This window comes from Luteibacter sp. W1I16, from assembly GCF_050434905.1.
Classification (GTDB): Bacteria; Pseudomonadota; Gammaproteobacteria; order Xanthomonadales; family Rhodanobacteraceae; genus Luteibacter.
Map to the genome: position 1 here is coordinate 1,763,454 of NZ_JBNDJJ010000001.1, position 19,665 is coordinate 1,783,118.

General features: G+C 65.6%; 23 protein-coding genes. 8 read left to right on the forward strand and 15 right to left on the reverse strand.

Annotated elements, in window-relative coordinates:
- Nucleotides 1-7: 7 nt before the first annotated feature.
- Entirely contained in the window at nucleotides 8-694 is a 687-nt protein-coding gene (locus tag QFZ41_RS07910) for an extensin family protein (protein WP_429198255.1), read from the reverse strand.
- Between the two features lie 236 nt (nucleotides 695-930).
- The gene (gene speD / locus QFZ41_RS07915) at nucleotides 931-1,716 is read right to left on the reverse strand and encodes an adenosylmethionine decarboxylase (protein WP_089981013.1); all 786 of its coding nucleotides are present in this window, start codon (nucleotides 1,714-1,716) and stop codon (nucleotides 931-933) included.
- Between the two features lie 337 nt (nucleotides 1,717-2,053).
- Here speD and crp point away from each other — a divergent pair, with 337 nt between their 5' ends.
- Complete coding sequence (crp, locus tag QFZ41_RS07920; protein WP_306851143.1) at nucleotides 2,054-2,749, forward strand: cAMP-activated global transcriptional regulator CRP; 696 nt, start codon at nucleotides 2,054-2,056, stop codon at nucleotides 2,747-2,749.
- A 15-nt stretch (nucleotides 2,750-2,764) separates the two neighbouring features.
- On the opposite strand, the gene QFZ41_RS07925 is transcribed toward crp, so the two are convergent.
- The gene (locus tag QFZ41_RS07925; protein ID WP_429198256.1) at nucleotides 2,765-3,715 is read right to left on the reverse strand and encodes a bifunctional helix-turn-helix transcriptional regulator/GNAT family N-acetyltransferase; all 951 of its coding nucleotides are present in this window, start codon (nucleotides 3,713-3,715) and stop codon (nucleotides 2,765-2,767) included.
- Nucleotides 3,716-3,853: 138 nt separating this feature from the next.
- On the opposite strand from QFZ41_RS07925, the gene QFZ41_RS07930 reads away from it, so the two are divergent.
- A complete protein-coding gene (locus QFZ41_RS07930; RefSeq protein ID WP_429198257.1) occupies nucleotides 3,854-4,600 on the forward strand; it encodes a sulfite exporter TauE/SafE family protein in 747 nt (248 codons plus the stop codon).
- Here the strand turns inward: QFZ41_RS07930 and QFZ41_RS07935 are convergent.
- The 4 genes from QFZ41_RS07935 to QFZ41_RS07950 are packed head-to-tail and all read right to left on the reverse strand — an operon-like array spanning nucleotide 4,597 to nucleotide 7,846.
- Complete coding sequence (locus tag QFZ41_RS07935; RefSeq protein WP_429198258.1) at nucleotides 4,597-5,304, reverse strand: HAD family hydrolase; 708 nt, start codon at nucleotides 5,302-5,304, stop codon at nucleotides 4,597-4,599. The two genes, QFZ41_RS07930 and QFZ41_RS07935, sit on opposite strands and share 4 nt — an antisense overlap.
- Nucleotides 5,305-5,308: 4 nt before the next feature.
- Nucleotides 5,309-6,151: an indole-3-glycerol phosphate synthase TrpC gene (trpC, locus tag QFZ41_RS07940; protein ID WP_429198259.1), complete on the reverse strand. Its 843-nt coding sequence runs from the start codon at nucleotides 6,149-6,151 to the stop codon at nucleotides 5,309-5,311.
- A 50-nt stretch (nucleotides 6,152-6,201) separates the two neighbouring features.
- Nucleotides 6,202-7,233, reverse strand: a complete 1,032-nt coding sequence (gene trpD, locus QFZ41_RS07945; protein ID WP_429198260.1) for an anthranilate phosphoribosyltransferase — start codon at nucleotides 7,231-7,233, stop codon at nucleotides 6,202-6,204.
- Between the two features lie 16 nt (nucleotides 7,234-7,249).
- A complete protein-coding gene (locus QFZ41_RS07950) occupies nucleotides 7,250-7,846 on the reverse strand; it encodes an anthranilate synthase component II (RefSeq protein ID WP_429198261.1) in 597 nt (198 codons plus the stop codon).
- Between the two features lie 201 nt (nucleotides 7,847-8,047).
- On the opposite strand from QFZ41_RS07950, the gene QFZ41_RS07955 reads away from it, so the two are divergent.
- Nucleotides 8,048-8,434: a VOC family protein gene (locus tag QFZ41_RS07955; RefSeq protein WP_429198262.1), complete on the forward strand. Its 387-nt coding sequence runs from the start codon at nucleotides 8,048-8,050 to the stop codon at nucleotides 8,432-8,434.
- A 14-nt stretch (nucleotides 8,435-8,448) separates the two neighbouring features.
- Complete coding sequence (locus QFZ41_RS07960) at nucleotides 8,449-9,399, forward strand: D-2-hydroxyacid dehydrogenase family protein (protein ID WP_429198263.1); 951 nt, start codon at nucleotides 8,449-8,451, stop codon at nucleotides 9,397-9,399.
- A gap of 7 nt (nucleotides 9,400-9,406) precedes the next feature.
- Here QFZ41_RS07960 and QFZ41_RS07965 read toward each other — a convergent pair whose 3' ends face one another.
- Together QFZ41_RS07965 and QFZ41_RS07970 are read right to left on the reverse strand one after the other, a co-directional pair.
- Complete coding sequence (locus QFZ41_RS07965) at nucleotides 9,407-10,240, reverse strand: DUF2884 family protein (protein ID WP_429198264.1); 834 nt, start codon at nucleotides 10,238-10,240, stop codon at nucleotides 9,407-9,409.
- 118 nt (nucleotides 10,241-10,358) lie between these two features.
- On the reverse strand, nucleotides 10,359-11,036 hold the full coding sequence (locus QFZ41_RS07970; protein WP_429198265.1) for a response regulator: 678 nt from the start codon (nucleotides 11,034-11,036) through the stop codon (nucleotides 10,359-10,361).
- 68 nt (nucleotides 11,037-11,104) lie between these two features.
- On the opposite strand from QFZ41_RS07970, the gene QFZ41_RS07975 reads away from it, so the two are divergent.
- Both QFZ41_RS07975 and QFZ41_RS07980 read left to right on the forward strand, forming a co-directional pair.
- Nucleotides 11,105-14,104 (forward strand): ATP-binding protein, encoded by a 3,000-nt coding sequence (locus tag QFZ41_RS07975; RefSeq protein WP_429198266.1) that lies wholly within the window; start codon nucleotides 11,105-11,107, stop codon nucleotides 14,102-14,104.
- Between the two features lie 92 nt (nucleotides 14,105-14,196).
- The gene (locus QFZ41_RS07980) at nucleotides 14,197-14,421 is read left to right on the forward strand and encodes a hypothetical protein (RefSeq protein ID WP_429198267.1); all 225 of its coding nucleotides are present in this window, start codon (nucleotides 14,197-14,199) and stop codon (nucleotides 14,419-14,421) included.
- 7 nt (nucleotides 14,422-14,428) lie between these two features.
- Here QFZ41_RS07980 and QFZ41_RS07985 read toward each other — a convergent pair whose 3' ends face one another.
- The 5 genes from QFZ41_RS07985 to QFZ41_RS08005 form a co-directional block, all read right to left on the reverse strand.
- Entirely contained in the window at nucleotides 14,429-14,863 is a 435-nt protein-coding gene (locus tag QFZ41_RS07985; RefSeq protein WP_429198268.1) for a PA2169 family four-helix-bundle protein, read from the reverse strand.
- A gap of 67 nt (nucleotides 14,864-14,930) precedes the next feature.
- The gene (locus tag QFZ41_RS07990) at nucleotides 14,931-15,683 is read right to left on the reverse strand and encodes a DUF2884 family protein (RefSeq protein ID WP_429198269.1); all 753 of its coding nucleotides are present in this window, start codon (nucleotides 15,681-15,683) and stop codon (nucleotides 14,931-14,933) included.
- Between the two features lie 60 nt (nucleotides 15,684-15,743).
- On the reverse strand, nucleotides 15,744-16,286 hold the full coding sequence (locus tag QFZ41_RS07995; protein WP_429198270.1) for a hypothetical protein: 543 nt from the start codon (nucleotides 16,284-16,286) through the stop codon (nucleotides 15,744-15,746).
- A 2-nt stretch (nucleotides 16,287-16,288) separates the two neighbouring features.
- The gene (locus tag QFZ41_RS08000) at nucleotides 16,289-16,813 is read right to left on the reverse strand and encodes a peroxiredoxin (RefSeq protein ID WP_429198271.1); all 525 of its coding nucleotides are present in this window, start codon (nucleotides 16,811-16,813) and stop codon (nucleotides 16,289-16,291) included.
- 129 nt (nucleotides 16,814-16,942) lie between these two features.
- Nucleotides 16,943-17,392 (reverse strand): hypothetical protein, encoded by a 450-nt coding sequence (locus QFZ41_RS08005; protein ID WP_429198272.1) that lies wholly within the window; start codon nucleotides 17,390-17,392, stop codon nucleotides 16,943-16,945.
- A gap of 193 nt (nucleotides 17,393-17,585) precedes the next feature.
- On the opposite strand from QFZ41_RS08005, the gene QFZ41_RS08010 reads away from it, so the two are divergent.
- Both QFZ41_RS08010 and QFZ41_RS08015 read left to right on the forward strand, forming a co-directional pair.
- Nucleotides 17,586-17,999: a universal stress protein gene (locus QFZ41_RS08010; protein WP_429198273.1), complete on the forward strand. Its 414-nt coding sequence runs from the start codon at nucleotides 17,586-17,588 to the stop codon at nucleotides 17,997-17,999.
- A gap of 72 nt (nucleotides 18,000-18,071) precedes the next feature.
- Nucleotides 18,072-18,893, forward strand: a complete 822-nt coding sequence (locus QFZ41_RS08015; RefSeq protein ID WP_429198274.1) for a ferritin-like domain-containing protein — start codon at nucleotides 18,072-18,074, stop codon at nucleotides 18,891-18,893.
- A gap of 2 nt (nucleotides 18,894-18,895) precedes the next feature.
- Here QFZ41_RS08015 and QFZ41_RS08020 read toward each other — a convergent pair whose 3' ends face one another.
- Entirely contained in the window at nucleotides 18,896-19,609 is a 714-nt protein-coding gene (locus QFZ41_RS08020; protein ID WP_429198275.1) for a hypothetical protein, read from the reverse strand.
- Nucleotides 19,610-19,665: the final 56 nt, after the last annotated feature.

Genomic DNA, 19,665 nt, shown 5'->3' on the forward strand with positions numbered 1-19,665 from the left:
CGGCGTCTCACCGGCAGGCGCCGAAACCGCCACCTTGAAGGTGGAAGTGCGTGCGATGCGCCGCGTTGTAGTCAGGGCCGAGGAAGGCTCCGAAGTAGCGGCAGCCATCGCGTTGCAGGCCGCGGAGGAAGGCTGAACCATCCCGGCTGGTCCAGTCTTTCTCCACGCTCAGTCGCCGTCCATTCGCCAGGCGCCAGCCGGTCACGTCGATGGCGTCGGCCTTGGCGTGGCGACTCAGCGGCGCCTGGTCCCGGTGATAGACATTCCGGCAGGCATAGCTGCCCACGTGATCGATCGTCCGCACCGGCGATCCGAATGCGGCCTCGGCCCCGGGCTGGACCACGCGGCGCTGGAACAGCACGAGGGATGCCGCGAGTGGACAGGTGACCATCGCCGGCGATGCCAACCGTGCTTCGCCGATCGACGAAAGGCGCACCGCGTCCGTCCAGCCGCAGCCGCCGGCCTCCTGGCGATCAGCCATAGGGGTGAAGACCGCCCCCGCACCCCGCAGCGCCGCGTGGCACATGGCGGGATCGTCGCCCAGCCGGGCCAGCTTGAAGCGCAGGAACATGTCCGGCTCCGCCCGGAGATCGAGCGGAGCCCAGGGGTTGTAGCGATCGGGCGGGCGCCAGCCACGCAGCCACGCGGCGGCGACCAGGGCCAGCAGGAGGACGAAGAGCAGCAGCGGGCGCATGAAACGACGCTAATGCGGCAGGTGTGAAGACCGGATGCCTCTTGATGCCTCGATGCCAAAGGAGTGACCCAAGGGAAGGGCCGGAGGGAGAGGCTCTGGTGGGAGCCGACCCTGTCGGCGATGGGTGCTTGCCGTAGCCTGGCCCGCTGCCGCGGGATCGCCGACAAGGTCGGCTCCCACCACGGCAGCCCTTTCATCCCACCAAAGAAAAAGCCCCGCTTTCGCGGGGCTTTTCGTCACATCAGGTTGCGGCCGTGGAAGAGTTCCTCGATCTCGCGGCGGAGCAGCGATTCGATGCGCTGGCGCTCCTTGAACGAGAGATCGTCGGCCTGCGCCTCGAACAGGTAGGTGTCGAGGTCGAAGTCCTTGATGTGCATCTTCGTGTGGAAGATGTTCTCCTGGTACACGTTCACGTCGAACATCTCGTACTTCTGGCGGATGTGCTTGGCCAGGTAGTCCTGCACCGAGTTGATCTTGTGGTCCATGAAGTGCTTCTTGCCCTTCACGTCGCGCGTGAAGCCACGCACGCGGTAATCTGCGATCACGATGTCCGACTCGAAGCTGTCGATCAGGTAGTTCAGAGCCTTCAACGGCGAGATGACGCCACAGGTGGCCACGTCGATGTCGGCGCGGAAGGTAGCGATGCCGTTGTGCGGATGCGTTTCCGGATACGTATGGACGGTGATGTGGCTCTTGTCCATGTGCGCCACGACCGCGCCCGAGATCGTGTCGCGGCCGAGCTTCTCGACCACCGGTTCCTCGGAGATGAGGATGGTGACCGACGCGCCCTGCGGATCGTAATCCTGGCGGGCGATGTTCAGGATGTTCGCGCCGATGATCTCGGCCACGTCCGTCAGGATCTGGGTCAGGCGATCGGCGTCGTACTGCTCGTCGATGTATTCGATGTAGTTCTGCCGCTGCTGTTCGGAAACGGCATAGCAGATATCGTAGATGTTGAAGCTCAACGCCTTGGTAAGGTTGTTGAAACCTTGCAGGCGAAGGCGGGGAAGCGGTTTGACCACAGCGACTCTCCGAGGCCGGGGGAACGGCCAGCAGCAGACGCGGGTTAGCAGCAAGGGTCCCCGCAACGATGAAAGACGACGAACGAGACGAATAGTCTGCCCGGCGCTTGTGTACGGCGTGAGACAAGGGGTCTGGACGCCGAGGGGGTGAAATTATGAGGCAAGATGGTGAAGATTTGAACACGCCGCGCGCCGCTCCCCCCAAATGGTGGATTTTGGCGCCCGGATGTCTGCAATAATCCCCAGGGGACATGGCGAGTCGGCGACGCCTGACGGAATTCCGTCGGCAGACCGCTGAAGGGGGACGCCATGCCATTGAGGCTCAACGGAATCTGCTGTGGCTCAACTCAAATATCTGTTGCAACAGGCGTTCGAACGGTCGCAGGCTCCCTCGAGCTTCGCGCCCGACCCGGCCTCCATGGGCCGTTTTCTGGATGCCTGCCATCGCCGTCGCTATCCGGGGAAGACGGCGATCATCCGGCCGGGCGACCCGGCCAACACGCTCTATTACGTGGTCGACGGCTCGCTTGCCGTCTGCACCGAGGACGAAGAAGGCCGGGAACTGATCCTGGCGTATATCAATCGTGGCCAGTTCATCGGCGAAATGGGGCTTTTCGTGGAACAGGCCCAGCGTGAGTCGCTGGTCCGTACGCGAACCGCCGTGGAGATGGCAGAGATCAGTTACGAGCGGCTCTTCCAGCTGCTGGAAGGACCGCTGGCCGCCGAATGTCCGAAACTGCTGTTCGCGATCGGTTCGCAGTTGACCCATCGCCTGCTGCGCACGTCGCGCCAGGTGAGCCGGATGGCATTCATGGATGTGACGAACCGGGTGTCCCGCACCTTGCTCGATCTCTGCCAGGAGCCGGATGCCATGACCCACCCCGACGGGACGCAGATACGCATCTCCCGCCAGGAGGTCAGCCGTATCGTCGGCTGTTCCCGTGAAATGGTGGGCCGCGTACTCAAGCAACTCGAGGAAGAGCGGATGATCGACGTCGCGGGCAAGACCATCGTGGTTCGCGGCACCCGGTAAGGCGCCGCGGATCGCTCAGGAGCCCTGATAAACCATGTAGACGTCCGCCCGCTCGTAATGCGAGCCGGGACGGACGGATGCCTGGCGAACGAAACCCGCCCGTTCGTACATGCCCAGCGCCCGGTCGAGGCGGCTGTTCGACTCCAGGAACAATTCACGGCCGCCCCGGCGGCGATATTCCGCGATGGCCTCGTCGAGCAGCTTGCGCCCGGCCCCGAGTCCGCGGTAGTTCTCGTCCACGCCCATCTTGGACAGTTCATAGACGCCTTCGCTTTCGCGAATGAGCGCGCACGTACCCACGACCTCCCCCGCGTAGAGAGCGAAGAAAATCGCCCCGCCAGCGCCGACGATCATCCCTTCCGGGTCGGCGAACAGCGCGCGGTCGACCTCTTCCACACGGAAATAGCGCTCCAGCCATTGCTGGTTGAGCCGCCGGAAATGTTCGCGCAGACCGGGTTCGAACGGCACCACCTCCACGGAGGCGCGCGACAGCGTGGCCCGTTGGGCGAGGATCGCGGCGACGAGGGGCCGCTCGGCGAGGGCCTGTTCGCAGCCGTCGATGGCCTCGAGCAGGGCGAGGCCCCGCGGCCCGAGCGAGTCGGCCATGCCCCGACGGATCGCGAGCCATACCGGACCGAGCGCGCCGAGCGCGCGTTCGCCGGCATCCGTCAGCGCCAGCACGCTGCGGCGGCCGTCGTGGGGATCGCGCTGGCGCACCACCATGCCGGCATCGACCAGCCGGTCCGCCAGCTGGCTCACCGCCGAGTGTGTCTGGCCGATCGCCAGCGCCATGTCCGTGACCGTGGTGGGGCCTACGTCGCGCAGGTAGCGCAGCACGGGGAACCAGCGGGACTCGATACCCGCTCCGCACGCCTTGTACACCTCGTCGACCGCCTGATAGAACTGGTCGCTCAAGGCCTTGAGACGACTGCCGAGCGCCAGTTCGCGCAGTGAGGAGAGGTACATCGGACAATCCAATGGGGAGGTGGGGAAAGCGAGGCTAGCGGCGTCGCGATGCCGCACGCAAGGGAGGCGTCCCTTCTTCATGCCGGGATCGCATCCACCTCGTATATCGTGGTTCCCGACACTCCCGGTGGACGGTACATGGACTGGACCCAATTCCTGATCTTCGTCGGCGTCGGCTTGCTCGCCCAGCTGGTCGACGGCGCGCTCGGCATGGCCTATGGCGTGGTCTCCAACGCCGTCCTGCTGGCCCTGGGCTTGCCGCCGGCCGTCGCCAGCGCGACCGTGCACACGGCGGAGATATTCACGACCGGCGTTTCCGGCGGCGCCCATGCGCTGTTCGGCAACGTCGACTGGAAGTCGTTTCGCCGGCTCGCCATTCCCGGCGTGATCGGCGGGGTGATCGGCGCGTGGTTCCTCGCCAGCGTGCCCGGCGACGCCATCAAGCCATTCGTCTACGCCTATCTCCTGATCCTGGGCGTGGTCGTGCTGGTGCGCGCGGCGGGCAAGGTGGTTTCCCACCACCGCGTACGACACAAGGGAATCCTCGGCTTCGTCGCGGGCCTGCTGGATGCCATCGGCGGCGGTGGCTGGGGGCCGATAGCCACCTCCACCCTGCTCGCGCGCGGCGGCGCCGTGCGCCACACCATCGGCACCGTGAACGCGGCCGAGTTCGTCGTCACCCTGGCGATTTCCACCACGCTGATCGCGCACATGGGCGTGCAGCATTGGCCGATCGTGCTGGGCCTGCTCACGGGCGGAGTGATCGCGGCGCCACTGGCCGCGTGGCTGGTGAGACACCTGCCGCCACGTTACGTCATGGTCGCCGTGGGCTGCCTCATCGTCGGTATCAGCCTGTACCAGCTGGGCAACTACGTCCTGCGCTAGAACCAGTAAAGGATTTCCAGCTTGTCACCCAATACCCGGCCGGCCTTCTTCGCGATCTTGGGCGTGGGATTGACCAGCTTCGCCGCGTCGGCCGCCTTGAGCATGGGCAGGTCCGACAAGGAATCGCCATAGGCGATGTTCCAGGGGCGAGGAACACCGGCCTGTTCGATAGCCCGGACCTTGGCGCGATCCACGGCATGCCGGACGAAGTGCATGCCGAACAAGCCGCCACGGGTCTGCGAAGCCACCAGTTCGTGGCCGTCGAGGTTCACCTCGTCGAGGATCGCTTCGACCATCTGCCGGTCGTTGCCACTGACGACGATCACGCGGTCGCCGGCGTCCACGTGCCGGCGCAGCGTCGCCACGGCATCGCGGAAGAACACGCCCGGGCGCCGCGCGTAGGTCCGCGCATAGGCATCGATCATGCGGCGGTAGGACGCTTCGCGGCGGCCGAACGTGGTCACGCGCAGGAAGACCCGTCCCAGGAATCGATTGCCACGCACGCTGCCGATCAGCAAGGGCACCAGCGGCACGACGGGAAGCGCCAGCAGCAACCGCCAGCGTCCCGCGCCCGACAGGCGTTCGCGAAAGAACATTTCCAGCGTCTGGTGGCGGACGATCACGCCATCGAAATCGAACAGGACGACGCGCCGCGCATCGGCGGCGGTGTCGTCGGCCACCGCCGTCGCGATCCCCTGGTCCATTTCGTCAGTGTCGGTGCGGTTGGGGTTGCGTGCCGAAGAGCTTCTGCAATTCGGCCCCCGGATCGGCCGCGCGCATGAAGGCCTCGCCCACCAGGAAGGTGTGGATGCCTGCTTCGCGCAGCTTGCGCACGTCCTCGGGCGTATGGATGCCGGACTCGGCGACGATGGCCGTATCCGGACCCACGCGGTCCTTGAGTTTCAGTGAGGTGCCCAGCGATGTCTCGAACGTGCGCAGGTTGCGATTGTTCACGCCGATCAAGGGTGCCGGGAGGCTCAGTGCCACTTCGAGTTCTTCCTCGTTGTGCACCTCGACGAGCACGTCGAGGTCGAGTTCGGCGGCGAGCAGGGAAAGCTCGGTCAGCCGGTTCTCGTCGTAGATGACGTCTTCACCGCCCTTGTCCGCGAACGCGGAGACGATCAGCAGGATGCAGTCGGCGCCGATCACGCGCGCTTCGTACACCTGGTATTCGTCGATGATGAAATCCTTGCGCAGGATGGGCAGCGAACAAGCCTTGCGGGCCTGGTCGAGGTAGTCCTCGTGACCCTGGAAGAAGTCGGCGTCGGTGAGCACGGAAAGGCAGGCGGCGCCGCCGCGCTCATAGCTGCGTGCGATCGCCGCGGGATCGAAATCGGCCCGGATCAGCCCCTTGCTCGGGCTGGCCTTCTTGATCTCGGCGATGACGGCGGGCTTGCCGTCGTGCAGGCGCGCATCGATGGCGGCCACGAAACCACGCGTATCCTCGAGGTCGGCGATGCGCGCGGCAAGGTCGTCGAGTGAACGCTTGCGGCTGCGCTCGGCGATCTCTTGCACCTTGCGGTCGAGAATGCGATGGAGGATATCGGGCATCGATGGACTTCCTTGGGTAAGGCCAGGGCTTTCGGGGAGCCCCGACGATATCAGGCGCCGAGCCGTCGTGTCGCGGCCACGAACGCTTCCATTTTTACACGAGCGGCGCCGCTCGCGATGGTGGCGCGGGCCAGGTCGATACCCGCCTGTATGGAAGGCGTGACGTCGGCCGTGTACAGCGCGGCACCGGCGTTCAGGCAGACGATGTCGTGAGGCACGCCAGGAACTCCCGAGATGGCGTCCAGCAGCATTCCCATCGACTCCGCGGAGTCTTCCACGCGAAGGTTACGGCTGGATGCCATCGAGAGACCGAAATCTTCCGGCTCGATCTCGTACTCGCGCACGGCGCCGTCGCGCAGTTCACCCACCATCGTCGCGGCGCCCAGCGAGATCTCGTCCATGCCGTCGCGACCCCATACCACCATGGCATGCCTGGCGCCGAGCGCCTGGAGCACGCGAACCTGGATGCCGACCAGGTCGGGGTGGAAGACGCCCATGAGGATATTCGGGGCACCGGCCGGATTGGTCAGTGGCCCGAGGATGTTGAAGATCGTCCGGACTCCCATTTCGCGGCGCACGGGCGACACGACCTTCATCGCCGGATGATGGTTGGGCGCGAACATGAAACCGATGTCGGTTTCGTCCATGCAAACGGCCACTTGTGCCGGAAGCAGGTCGATCCGTGCCCCCAGAGCCTCGAGCACGTCGGCGCTTCCGGACTTGGACGAGACGCTGCGGCCGCCATGCTTGGCGACGCGCGCCCCGGCCGCCGCGGCGACGAACATGGATGCCGTGGAGATGTTGAACGTGGATGCGCCGTCACCGCCGGTGCCCACGATGTCGAGGAAATGAGGGTGCGGACCCGCATCGACCTTCGCCGAGAGGTCGCGCATCACGCGTGCGGCGCCGGTGATCTCACCGACCGTCTCCTTCTTCACGCGCAACCCGGTCAGGATGGCGGCCGTCATCAGCGGGCTGACGTCGCCGCGCATGATCTGGTGCATCAACTCGATCATCTCGTCGTGGAAGATCTCGCGGTGCTCGATCGTGCGCTGCAGCGCCTCGGAGGGAGTCATCGGCATGGCGCTTGGATCCTTCTTACGCGGCGAGCGGCAACGGCATGCCGAGGAAGTTGCGCAGCAGGTCGTGCCCATGCTGGGTGAGGATCGATTCCGGGTGGAACTGCACGCCTTCGATATCGAGCGTGCGATGACGCAGCCCCATGATCTCGTCGATCGAACCGTCCTCGCGTTCGGTCCAGGCGGTCACCTCGAGGCAGTCCGGCACGGATTCCTTCTCGACCACCAGGGAGTGGTATCGCGTGGCCTCGAACGGATTCGGCAAGCCGGCGAACACGCCCTGCCCACGATGCCGGACCGGCGATGTCTTGCCGTGCATGATTTCCCGCGCGCGGATCACCTTGCCGCCGAATACCTGGCCGATGGCCTGGTGTCCCAGGCAGACGCCGAAGATGGGCACTTCGCCGGCCATTTCGCGCAGGATGTCCATGGACACGCCCGAATCGTCCGGCGTACCCGGCCCCGGCGAGATCATGATCCGCGACGGCGCCAGTGCGCGGATGTCCGCGATGGTGAGGGCGTCGTTCCTTACGACTTTCACTTCCTGCCCCAACTCGCCCAGGTACTGGACGAGGTTGAAGGTGAAGCTGTCGTAGTTGTCGATCATGAGGAGCACGTGCTTATCCTATTGATTTGCGGAGCCATTAAAGGACCGGATAGCCGAAGTATCACGCGTTTGTCAGTCAGCTGACCATTATCCGACTAACCCGCCGGCACGGACAGCCCGGGGTTCGGGCGGCCGCGGGGCATGACCCGCCTCGCTTGTCCGCATCTCCCGCACGGGCGATCCTAGGTGCCCCCTTTCCCGGAGAACGCCATGCCCTCGCTGGGTGCCGTCACTTTCCTCGTCCGCGACTATGATGAAGCGATCAGCTTCTTCGTCGACGCACTCGGTTTCGACCTGATCGAGGATTCGCCGCAAGGCGAAGGCAAGCGCTGGGTCACGGTGGCGCCGCGCGGATCGAGCGGGACACGCCTGTTACTGGCCCGTGCCGTGAACGACGAGCAACGCGCGCATATCGGCAAGCAAGGCGGTGGACGGGTATTCCTGTTCCTGCAGACGGACGACTTCGCGGCCGACCACGCGCGCATGCTCGCCCATGGCGTTCGTTTTCGGGAAGAACCGCGGCATGAACCTTACGGCACCGTGGCGGTCTTCGAGGACATCTACGGTAACGGCTGGGACCTGATCCAGTCCGCCTGAAACAGGAAACGGTCATGAACGACGCAACGATACGTATCGCGGTGCTCGACGATTACCAAAAGGCGGCCGTGCGTTGCGCGGACTGGTCGCCACTCGATGGACGCGCCGAGATCACGGTGTTCCACGATCACGAGGCGGACCATGACGCCCTGGTCCGGCGCCTCGCGCCCTTCGACGCCATCTGCGTCATGCGCGAACGAACGCCGATGACGGCCGATCTCATCGCGGCGTTGCCGCGTCTCCGCCTCATCGCTTCCACTGGCCGAGGGAACGCGTCGATCGACGAGGCGGCCGCCGCCGCTCGTGGCGTCGACGTGGTTCACACGAACTACTCGTCCACCCCGACCATCGAATTCACCTGGGCCGCCATCCTGGGGCTGGCGCGCGGCATCGCGGACGAAGCCGCGTCGGTTCGCGCGGGCGCATGGCAAGTCGGCCTGGGTGTCGAACTGCACGGAAAGACCCTGGGCATTCTCGGCCTCGGACGAATCGGTTCGAAGGTGGCCCGTATCGGCCAGGCGTTCGGCATGCAAGTGATCGCATGGAGCCAGAACCTCGCCGAGGAAACCGCGAGTGCGCTCGGTGTGCGCCATGTCACGAAGCAGGAGCTTCTCGCGCGGTCCGACTTCCTCACCATTCATACCCGACTGAGCGAACGCACCCGGGGCATGATCGGCGCCGGTGACCTCGCCGCGATGAAACCTACGGCCCGCTTGATCAACAGCTCGCGCGGACCGATCGTGGACGAAGCGGCGCTGATCGATGCGCTGAGGCACGGCCGCCTGGCCGGCGCGGCGATCGACGTCTTCGACGAGGAGCCGCTACCGCCGGCGCACCCTTTCCGTACCCTGCCCAACGTGCTGGCCACGCCGCACATCGGCTACGTCACGGAAGAGATGTACCGCACCTTCTACGGGGACACGGTCCGCAACGTGCTGGACTGGCTCGACCGGCACGCCGCCTGAGGATCGTTCAGGACGAAGCGACCTTCTTCGGGTCGCCATCGTCGCGATCGTGATCCTTGCTGTCCTTGGGCTTGATCGTCATCAATTCCAGCGGCTTGCCGTCGGTGGTACGCACGTTCCAGCCGCGCTGCAGGTCCGCGAGGTCGTTGAGTTGCGGACAAATGGCGTCGGCGCGAGCCTCCAGAGCCTTCGAACGCTTGTCCATTTCGCGATCCATGGCCTTGTCGAGCGATTCGGCGCGCGCCTGTAGCGCCGCCACCTTGCTCGAATCGCCGGAAAGCGCGGCGGTCACGGCGCTCGATGTCACCGAGCCGACCAGTTCACCCACCGAATCCGACACCGAACCGGCCACCGTCTCGGTCATGCGGTCCGACGACCAGTGACCGGAGCCGATGCCTTCGTCGATCTCACGCAGTGCCTCGCCCTGCTTGCGCTTCAACTTGTCGAGCATCCGGGCGCGCTGGTCGCCGTCGGCGAACGCGAGCGTGACCGATGTCATGGCCGAGAAGCCGATCTCGACGCCATCACGGGCGATGGAGGCGATCTGCGGCATGAGCCGGCGCACGCCATCTTCGTAGCGGCGCAGCGAATCCGCGTCGCTCCGGGACACCGCCACGTCCTTGCCATCCACGCGCAACGAGCCATCGTGCAGGAAGATCTGGGCCGGCACCCCGTCCTTGCGATGGAAGGACAGCCCATTGGCCGTGACATCGACATCGTAAGGCGTGGAATAGTCGTGCTTGCAGGTGTCGGTGCTGAAATTGACGCCCCTGGCCAACCCGGCTGGGGCGGCGAGGGCCAGCGCGAGGGCGGTGGTGCCGGCGATCAGTGCATGGCGCATGGTTTTTCTCCCCAGTGAACGATTGGCCCCGGGTAGGATGCGCCCGGGCCATCCAAGGTTTAAGCCGATTCCACCGGCTCCACATGGGCGGATGGTCATGCCCTGACTTCCAGCAGGGTCAGGAGGAGAGGCCCCTTTCCCGGGCATATTCGGATAGCCGGCTGTCATGATCGATGCCGAGCTTGCGCATGGCGTCGCGCTTTTGCCGGCTGACCGTCTTCACGCTGCGGCTGAGACGCTCGGCGATCTGGGTGATGGACATACCGCTCACATACAAGCGGACGACTTCGATCTCACGCGCCGAGAGCCGCGTGGTGTCGGTCGCGCTGTGCACGCCGGCCTGGTCGAACTGGCGCCGGATCGTCTCGCTGAGATAAGGCCGGCCCGCCGCCGCGTGGCGCACCGCCACGGCCACTTCCTTCAATGGCGCCCGCTTGTCGCAGAGGCCCAGCGCACCCCTGACCCGCATCGTCTGCAACACCGCGGCGTTGTTCACCATGGTGAGCACCACGATAGGCAATCGCGGATAACGCCGCCGCACGAGGTCGATCAGCGACAGGCCATCGCCGTGGCGTCCACCAGGCATGGAGAAATCGGTCACGATGACGTCGCACGGGCGAGAGGCCAGCAGGTCGACAAGCTGATCGCCATTGGCTGCTTCTCCGACCACATCGATATCGCCTGCCGCTTCGAGCGCCGCACGGGTGCCCATCAGGACCACCGGATGATCGTCGGCAATGATCGTGCGCAGAACCATTTCTTCCCTCGCCGGCAGATAAGTGCTGCCGCTCTCCATGAGATGTGCTACTCGTCGTACCATCGCGGAGATTACAGTAAACGTCCGCTCGTGGTCGAAGGAACGCCATGCAGCAAGTGAGAATCCTGGTCATCTTTTCGCTGGCGCTTTGCGCGCGCGATGCCCCCGCCGGTGCGTCCGGTCCCACGCCACCCTCCTCGTCTTCAAGCCGGATGTCCTCGTGCCTGGCGTTTCCCGCGCCCCTGAAGACACACGAGCCGACCACCCGGGACATTGGCGACAACTCACGCCATTCCCATCCGTCCACTGGCTCCCGGGGCGCCGCGAACCGCTGTTCCGATGGCGACAAAGGCTCACATGCCACCGTGGGCGCGCAGAGCGACGTGACGACGAAGGCCGGGGTGCCCGTGACCGCCGCGGAACGAAACTGGCTGGCGCAGTTGCCCGTGCTGCGCGTTGGCGTCGATCCCACATCGGCACCCTTGACCTTCGTGGACCGGCATGGAGAGCCTGTCGGCCTGTCCATGGATTATCTCGATGATGCCCTGGCGGCGCTGGGCGTCGCCCACGTCGCCGTGCATGCGTCGGACTGGGCGGACACGGTGAAACGAGCGGGTTCCGGCGACATCGACATCCTGCCCGCGGCTTCCCCGCGAAATGGCGAGCTTGGCAGGCGGTTCGGTTTCACCCGGCCCTACATCGAGTTCCCGGTGATGATCGTGACACGCGAGGACACGGCCACCATCGCGGGGCCCGCGGACCTGGGTGGACGCCGTGTCGCCGCCAATATGGCCCAGGGCGCGGTCGCCGCCGCGGTCCGCCACCTCCCACGCGTCGAACCGGTCGATGTGCGTGATACGGCCGAGGGGCTGGACGCCGTGGTGACGGGGCGTGTCGACGCCTACGTGGGCGACATCGCGACAGCCGAGTACGTCATGCGTCGGGACTATCCCGCACGATTGAAACTCGCCGCGCCGACGGACGAACGCGCGGAATTCGCGATCGCGGTCGAGCACCGCTACGCGCCCTTGATACCCTTGCTCGACAGGGCGCTCGCGCATGTCACCGAACGCCGCGCCCAGGCCGTCCGCAACACATGGCTGCGATCCCGGTACACATGGGGAGGCTCGTGGCGGGAAATCGCGCGCAAGGCCGGCCCGGCGGGGGCGGCGATACTCGCGCTTCTTCTCGCCGTTTCCTACGCGTACCTCCGCCTGCGTCACGAAACACGCAGGCGCCGGTCGAGCGAAGAACGCCTGGCGGATATCACGCGGCATATTCCCGCGGTGTTCTACCGCTTTCGCTACCACACGGACGGGCGCATCGAGTTCATCCATGTCGGCGGCAATCCCGAGCCCATCTTCGATGTCACCGTGGAGACGTTCCTCCACGACGAGGGCCGCGCGTTCGCGAGAATCGATCCACGCGACCAGGCGGGCCTGCTCGCGGAGGTCGCCAGGGCCGCGAGCACGCTCACCCCCATCCACGCGGAGATGCGCATTCGCGATGCCGTGCCGGAGCGTTGGGTCGCCTCGCATGCGCTTCCGCGAATGGCGGCGGGTGCCGTGGAATTCACTGGCTACTGGATCGATATATCCGACCGGCATGCACAAGCCGCGCAATTGGCGGAGGCGACGCGCATGGCCGAGGAAGCCACGGCGGCGAAGAGCCGGTTCCTCGCCACCATGAGCCACGAGATCCGTACGCCGATGCACGGACTGATCGGGATGCTCGAGATGCTTCGCGACACGCCGCTGCGAAAGAACCAGCGCCACCTTCTCGGAACGGCTGAATCGTCAGCCGAAGCGCTGCTTCGCATCGTCGATGACGTGCTCGACTTCTCGCGGATCGAGGCGGGTGCCGTCGAGATGGAGTACACGGCGTTCGACCTTCGCCGGCTCGTCGACGACGTGGTGGCGCTTTTCGGGCGGCAAACGCGGATAAAAGAGCTCTCGGTGGATATCCGCGTCGATCCGCGCCTTGCGCCATGGGTCATATGCGATGCCGCCAGATTGCGCCAGGTACTGCTCAACCTTGTCGGCAATGCCGTCAAGTTCACGACCGAGGGCGGCATCGGCATCGTTGTCGATGTCATGGAAAACGACGCGGCGAGACAACGGATTCGCATCGATGTGGTCGACACGGGTATCGGCGTCGTGCAGGCCGATATCGACCGGCTGTTCGCGCCCTTCAGCCAGGCGGAGCCTTCCATCGCACGCCGATTCGGTGGAAGCGGGCTGGGCCTCGCCATCAGCCGGCGCCTGGTCGGCCTGATGGGCGGTGACCTCGCGATGTCGAGCGAAGCCGGTGCGGGCACGCGGCTCACGATCCTTCTCGACATGGAGCGGTCGCCGCACCCCGGCGAAGACATCGCCGATAGCACTGTCTCCATGCCTTCGGCGGGAAACGCGGCGCTCGGCGTCCTCGTGGCCGAGGACAATCCGGCAAGCCGGCAGTTGATCGCCGCGCAGCTGGAACGCCTGGGTCATCGTCACGTGATCGTCGCGGACGGTGCAGCGGCGTTGGAACGCATGTCCACGCAATCATTCGACGTTTTGCTGACCGACCTTCATATGCCGGTGATGGACGGATATGCGCTCGCGCGTGCGCTGCGCGAACGAGGATCGACGGTACGTATCGTGGCCATGACCGCCAATGCCACTGCTGGCGAAGAAGCGCTTTGCCGCGCCTGCGGCATGGATGGATTCGCGCTCAAGCCGTTGCGACTGGCTGCCCTGGCCACGTTGCTCTCGCAACCGCCCTGGGACCTGGATGCGTGGCGGGATACCTATGGCGATCTCGCCCTGCTCCCGGTGATGGTCGCCCGGTTCGAACAATCCGCGCACGAGGACACGGCAGGACTCGTCTCCCTCACCGACCCGGCCGCGGCGGCCGATGGAGTGCATCGCATCCTCGGTGGCATGCGCATATTCGGCCCGTCCCCCGAAGCCGCTTTCGCGGAACGGCTGGAGAATGCGCTTCGCGGCACCCACGGCGCGGCGGCCATGCGACGCCTGCCCGAACTGGCATCGGTCGTGGGGCGCTATGCGGCGCGATTGCGCGCGGCGCTCGATGCACAGTGCACTGAGCATATGCTCAAAAAATAGTTGGCATTTTCAGACTAGTCCGATTTCCCCCGCGTCCTTTCGTCGTCATCCTGACGCCACTACGCCGTCAGGCGTCCGGCGAAGGACGAGGCATGAACGACGAACACGCTATCGAGTATCACATCGCGGATATCGGCGAGACATGGGGCATCTTCCGTGAGGGCGTGCAGATCGCCGTGCGCAGCGACCCCGTGGACGCGATCGCCTTCGCCAATTTCTTCGCCGATCGAGAAACTCTGATGTCGTCGTTTCCGGTGCGCGTTTCCGCCGACATCCACATGCACCGCACCCTTCTCGACCTCCGCCTCGCCGCGTAAGCGGCCCTCAGCGGCCCGCGGCGCTGCCAAGGTTGGTCATGTCGAGGTGCAGCAGGCGCAGGCGCGCGATATGCCTGCCGACCATGGCGCGATCGCCGGAACTCGCCTCCAAGCGCAGGAAAGCATCCAGAAGACGACGCTCCATCTGTTCCAGTGTCCGGATATACGTCACGTCGGGATCATGCGAGAGCTTCACCGAAGCTTCCATCATCGTCCGGCGCACGCCGCTCAGGGGACCGCCGGCCGTCGCCGGGCGCACACCCGAGGACGACACTTCGTCCTGCAGATCGGTCGCAATGGCGGAAAGGGAAGCGGCGGATTCTTCCAGGATGGTCTTCAGTCCCGGCTCGCGAACGCCGCGTGCGGCCTGCAGGTAGAGGTCGCGGTCTGCAATCACTCGCCTGATCAGGCCGTTTACCACTCGGGTCGAGTTGCGTTCCATGGGACAGGACGTTAGTCCCGCGGGACTTAGCCGGCCTTAAACGCGCCGGCCGCCGGTCAGCCGGCGGTCATCCACCCGGCTCCAGAAGCAGCAGGGGCCTGCCTGCCGCATCGTGCAAGCCAGATTGCAGATCGCTCAACTGCCGGATCGATGGGCACAGCGCCTGTATGCGCGGCTTGAGCGCCGCCTCCAGCCGTGCCACGACGCGGGCTTGTCCACCCGTGGACACGGAGGCGACCCTGTCCCGAAGCGCCGCGGCTCCTTGCAGATCGCCGTTCATCGCCAACTGCATGGCCTCGCCACCGACGTCCTGGGTGAGGATCGGTGTCACGTCGGACACGATTTCCTGGGCATAGGCGCGCATGGCGTCCTCCTGCCAGTCCCGCGTGCTCTGGCTGGCGGCGATGCGCCGCTTGATGTCCGCCACCCGGCCGTTCAACACACGATCGAGTTCGCCGCTGCTGATGGCGCCGGGCGCTGCCGTCGCCGCTTCGTCCCGCACGGCGCGCGCGGCGAGGTCCACGCCATCGTTGGCGATCGCCTTGACCTTCGGGACCAGCGCCCGGACGTTGCGCTCGAAAAGAGCCACGCGGTCCTGCTCATCGGGTCGCAGCGACACCGGCCGGCCATCGGTGCTCAGGTTTCCGTCCTGCATGCGAACGGTACGCGGCGCCACGTCGGCCCTTTCGAACACGAGACTTTCCGGCCGTACCGACAGGTCGTAGGTGCTTGCGACCTGGCAGGTGGTGCCCATGTCCTGGGCGGCCGCGCCACCTGCAAGACAGGCGGCGACAGCGAAGACGAGCAAGCGTGGGGTCATATCGGGTTCCGGCGGAAAGAGCTTCGATAGCCTGCGGCGAACGAATGCGCGCTGAACCGATCAGAGTGCCGGCTGGGCGAATTGCTGGCGCACCGAGACGCTGCCCATGACCCATGACAGCCAGGCCAGCACGGGAACCGACACGACCTTGAGGAGCAGGCCGACCAGAAGGATCGTCCTGTGCTTCTGTCCGGCCGCCAGCAGATCCGCCGGCAGGCCGGCCTGGGACAGCACCGTGCCGAGCTGGCTCCACTGGTCGAACGAGACCCATGCCGTGTAGGCCGCCCAGACCATCAACAGCAGGGCCACGATCCGCATCGACCGCCGGCCCCAGTCGCGCCATCGCAGCGTGCCCAGGCTCAGCGACATCACGGCGAAGGCCGCCAGCGCATACGCCAGTGACCACGCCAGGCCGATGCGTGGATCACCCGCGCCCGCGGCGATCGCATCGGCACTCACCGAACCCACGGCGTGGGCGAAGAGCACCGATGCATAGGTATTGATCACGAAGCCCACGGCCGCCAGCAGCATCACCAGCCAGACCACGATGCGCCACGCGGCGAACGGACGGGCGTGCCGGGCGCCCTTGACGGCCTGGAACACGATCAGGCGCCCGCTTTCTTCAGCGCGGCCAGATCGGCCAGGACCTGGCCCGAATTCTTCTCCGGGTCGACGTCCTTGTAGACCTTGACGATCTTGCCCGCGGGGTCGATCAGGAAGGTCTCACGCAACGCGTACTTGGTGTCGCCATGGCTGGTGAGCACCGCGTACTTCGTCGCGACGGCGCCGTCCGGGTCGGACAGCAGCGGGAACGGCACGTGGTACTTCTCGGCGAACTCGGCATGTGACTTGACGTCGTCCAGGCTCACGCCCAGCACGACCGCCCCTGCCTTGTGCAGCTTGGCGATGTCGTCGCGGAAGGTGCAGACCTCGGTGGTGCAACCGGCCGTGAAGTCCTTCGGATAGAAATACAGGACGAGCCACTTGCCCTGCCCGGTTTGCAGGGTGTGCCAATCGCCCTTCTGGTCCTGAAGGCGGAAATCGGGGGCCTTTTCTCCCGCCACGGGGCTGGACGCCCAGGCGGCGGCGGAAACGATGCACAGGGCGATGAGGCTGAGGAGGCGGCGCATGAGGGAACCTCGGTGGGTGGGGATCGCGGTGAGTGTACTCGCGAGCCTCCCAAGGTTGCGCCGGCGATGCCGAAACGCAAGAAAAAAAAGGGCACCCATGCGGGTGCCCTCCGGACCGCGGAGCGACGTTTACTTCCGCGAGATCTCGAACTTGCTGACGTCCACGCCGAGGTTGAAACCACGGCCGGTGCCGGTGACGGCGAGGGATACCTCACCCTTGGTCATCGCCAGGCTCTCGGCGCTCTTGACCGCGCCGGCGTTGGCACCGGCCGTGGCGTAATCGCCGAAGATCTCGTTGATGTTCTTGACGTTGGTGAACTCGCCCTTGCCGTTCTCGATGCTGAACTTGCCGGCCGTAAGGCCGCCGCCGCGGACGTGGATCATCACGGTGGCGGACTGGCCGTTATCGCAACGCACGTGGCCTTCGCCGTCGGCGCGCTTGTAGATCGCCGCCCAACCGCTCGTGCTGAAGGTCATGTGGCACTTGGTTCCGGCCTCGGCGGCCTGGACCGGCTGGACCGCGAAAGCACCTGCCGCCGCCAGAACCAGGGCGGCCATACCCGTGATGCGCTTGATCATGTTCGTTTCTCCGTTGAAAGGTGGCAGGGAACTGCGAGGCGGATTCTCCACTCACGAATGTGAAGAAACACGGAGCGGCCGTCGGGCCGTTCAGGAATGGCCGGGCTACATGGAGGATGCGTGAATCGGCTCCCCGCGGCGGTGGCCTGGTCCTAATATCGAGGCGTATCCGCTCGAAAAATGAGGATTCCCCATGCCCAAGAACATCCTGGTCGGCTACGACGGTTCGGAAACCGCCCGCCGCGCCTATCTTTTCGCCCTCGAACTGGCCACCTGCTCCAAGGCGAAAGTCCACGTGGTCTCGGTGATGCAGGTGGACAACGGCGCCGACACGTCCGCCCTGATGATGACCGACGTCCTGGAGGAGCGCCTGGGCGGCCTCCGCGAGGAGATCGCCGCGCTCGGCCAGCCCCCGGGGGTGCCCGTGGAGGTCGGGCTGGTGCATGGCAGCCCAGGCGATGCCCTGCTCTCCTTCGTGGCCGGACACGGCGTGGACCACATCGTGATCGGTCATACCGAACGAGGCGCTCTCGCCCGCTGGCTGGTCGGGTCGACCTCCACCGATGTCCTGGCCAAGGCGCATGTGCCGGTGACCGTGGTGCGTTGACGCGCCGCCTTTGTCACAATCCCGTCATTGTGCCCCCGGGCACCGAGACCTGTGATCGAGGAACATTCCGCAGTGAGCTACGCCGCCACCTTGCCATGGACGCTCGAAAAACTGGACCTCTCGCGCATCGACGTGGAGAAGGTCAGGCACAACGAAGACCTTTTCCTGCTCCTGTGCAGCTCGTCGTTCGTCGAAAGCGGGTCGGACCTGTACACGCACAACCTCGTCGACCATTTCGCCGGCGACGAGGAACTGCAAGGCTGGCTGCGCGACCACTGGGAGCACGAGGAAATGCAGCACGGCCGCGCGCTGGCCGCCTATGTGCGCCACGTGTGGCCCGACTTCGACTGGGACGCGGGCTTCAATGCCTTCTTCGCCCATTACGGCTCGGTCTGCACGTCCGAGGAACTGGAACCGAACCGTGGGCTGGAGCTGGCCGCGCGCTGCGTCGTGGAGACCGGCACGGCAAGTCTGTACCGTGCGCTCAACGAGGTCACCGACGAACCGGTGTTGCGCGAGCTGACCAACTACATCAAGGGCGACGAGGTGCGTCATTACAAGCACTTCTACCAGCACTTCCGCATCTATCGCGAGCGCGACGGCATCGGCCGCCTCAGCACGTTCCGCACGTTGCTGAAGCGCCTGCGCGAGATCAAGAACGAGGACAGCGACATCGCGCTGCGCCACGTCTTCAACGTGCGCTACCCGGACAAGGCCGGCGACGACGCGGAATTCCGCCGCATCACCTCGCGCGCCGAGGGCCTGCTCAAGAGGCACATACCCGCCGAAATGACGGTGAAGATGCTGCTACGCCCGCTGGACCTGCCGCCGAAGGTGAACTCGATGCTCGAGTGGCCGCTGACGCGGATCACCGAGAAGCTGTTCCTGCACTGAGGTCATTTCTTCTTCGGCAGGGGTGTCCACTTCTCCGGGTCGAAGCCACCGGTCTCGAAGACGAGCGTGGTCTCGCCACGGCTGATCGTCACCACGTCGATGGTCAGCCGCCTGGTCTTGGCCAGGTCCTTGAGGAACTGCGCGTCGTTGCGGAACAGCAGCGCGGGTTCACCGGTGGGCGGCCGGAACGCCTTGATCGTCTTCGCCTTGCCGTCGAACGTGGCCTTCAGCGAGCAATCGCCCTTGCACACGAAGCCCTTCCCGGCCGTGGCATACAGGAAGACGCTCTGCCCCCAATCGGTATGCCGGCGAAGGATCAGGCGCACCGTCTGCTCGCCCGTGGGCCGCGAGGACTGGATAGTGGCCGTGCTCTGCGTGCCACCCTGCATGGGCGAGGTCTGGTAAAGCCACAGCGCGGCGAGGCGGGCTTTCTCGCTGGCCGCCTTGTAGCTGGCCTCGAGCTCGTCGAGGGTCTTCTTTACTTCGGCCGCCGCGGGGGTGTCGGGGTACTTGTCGATGATCTCGTGCCCAAGCTGCACCGCCGGGCCGTCGTTGTGCAGCTTCAGCAGTTGCTGGTAGGTCTCCAGCTTCTTCGCGGCATCCGCTGCCTGATCGTTCGCGGCCGATGCCGGCGCGGCGGCTTGCTGGTCCTGCGATGAGGAACACGCCGTGGCAAGGACGACGATGGCGAGGAGGACGGCGATACGGCGCATCATCTTGCGATTCCTGCTGGAAAGCCCCTAGCTTCGCCGCTCGATGCCGCGCCTGGCAA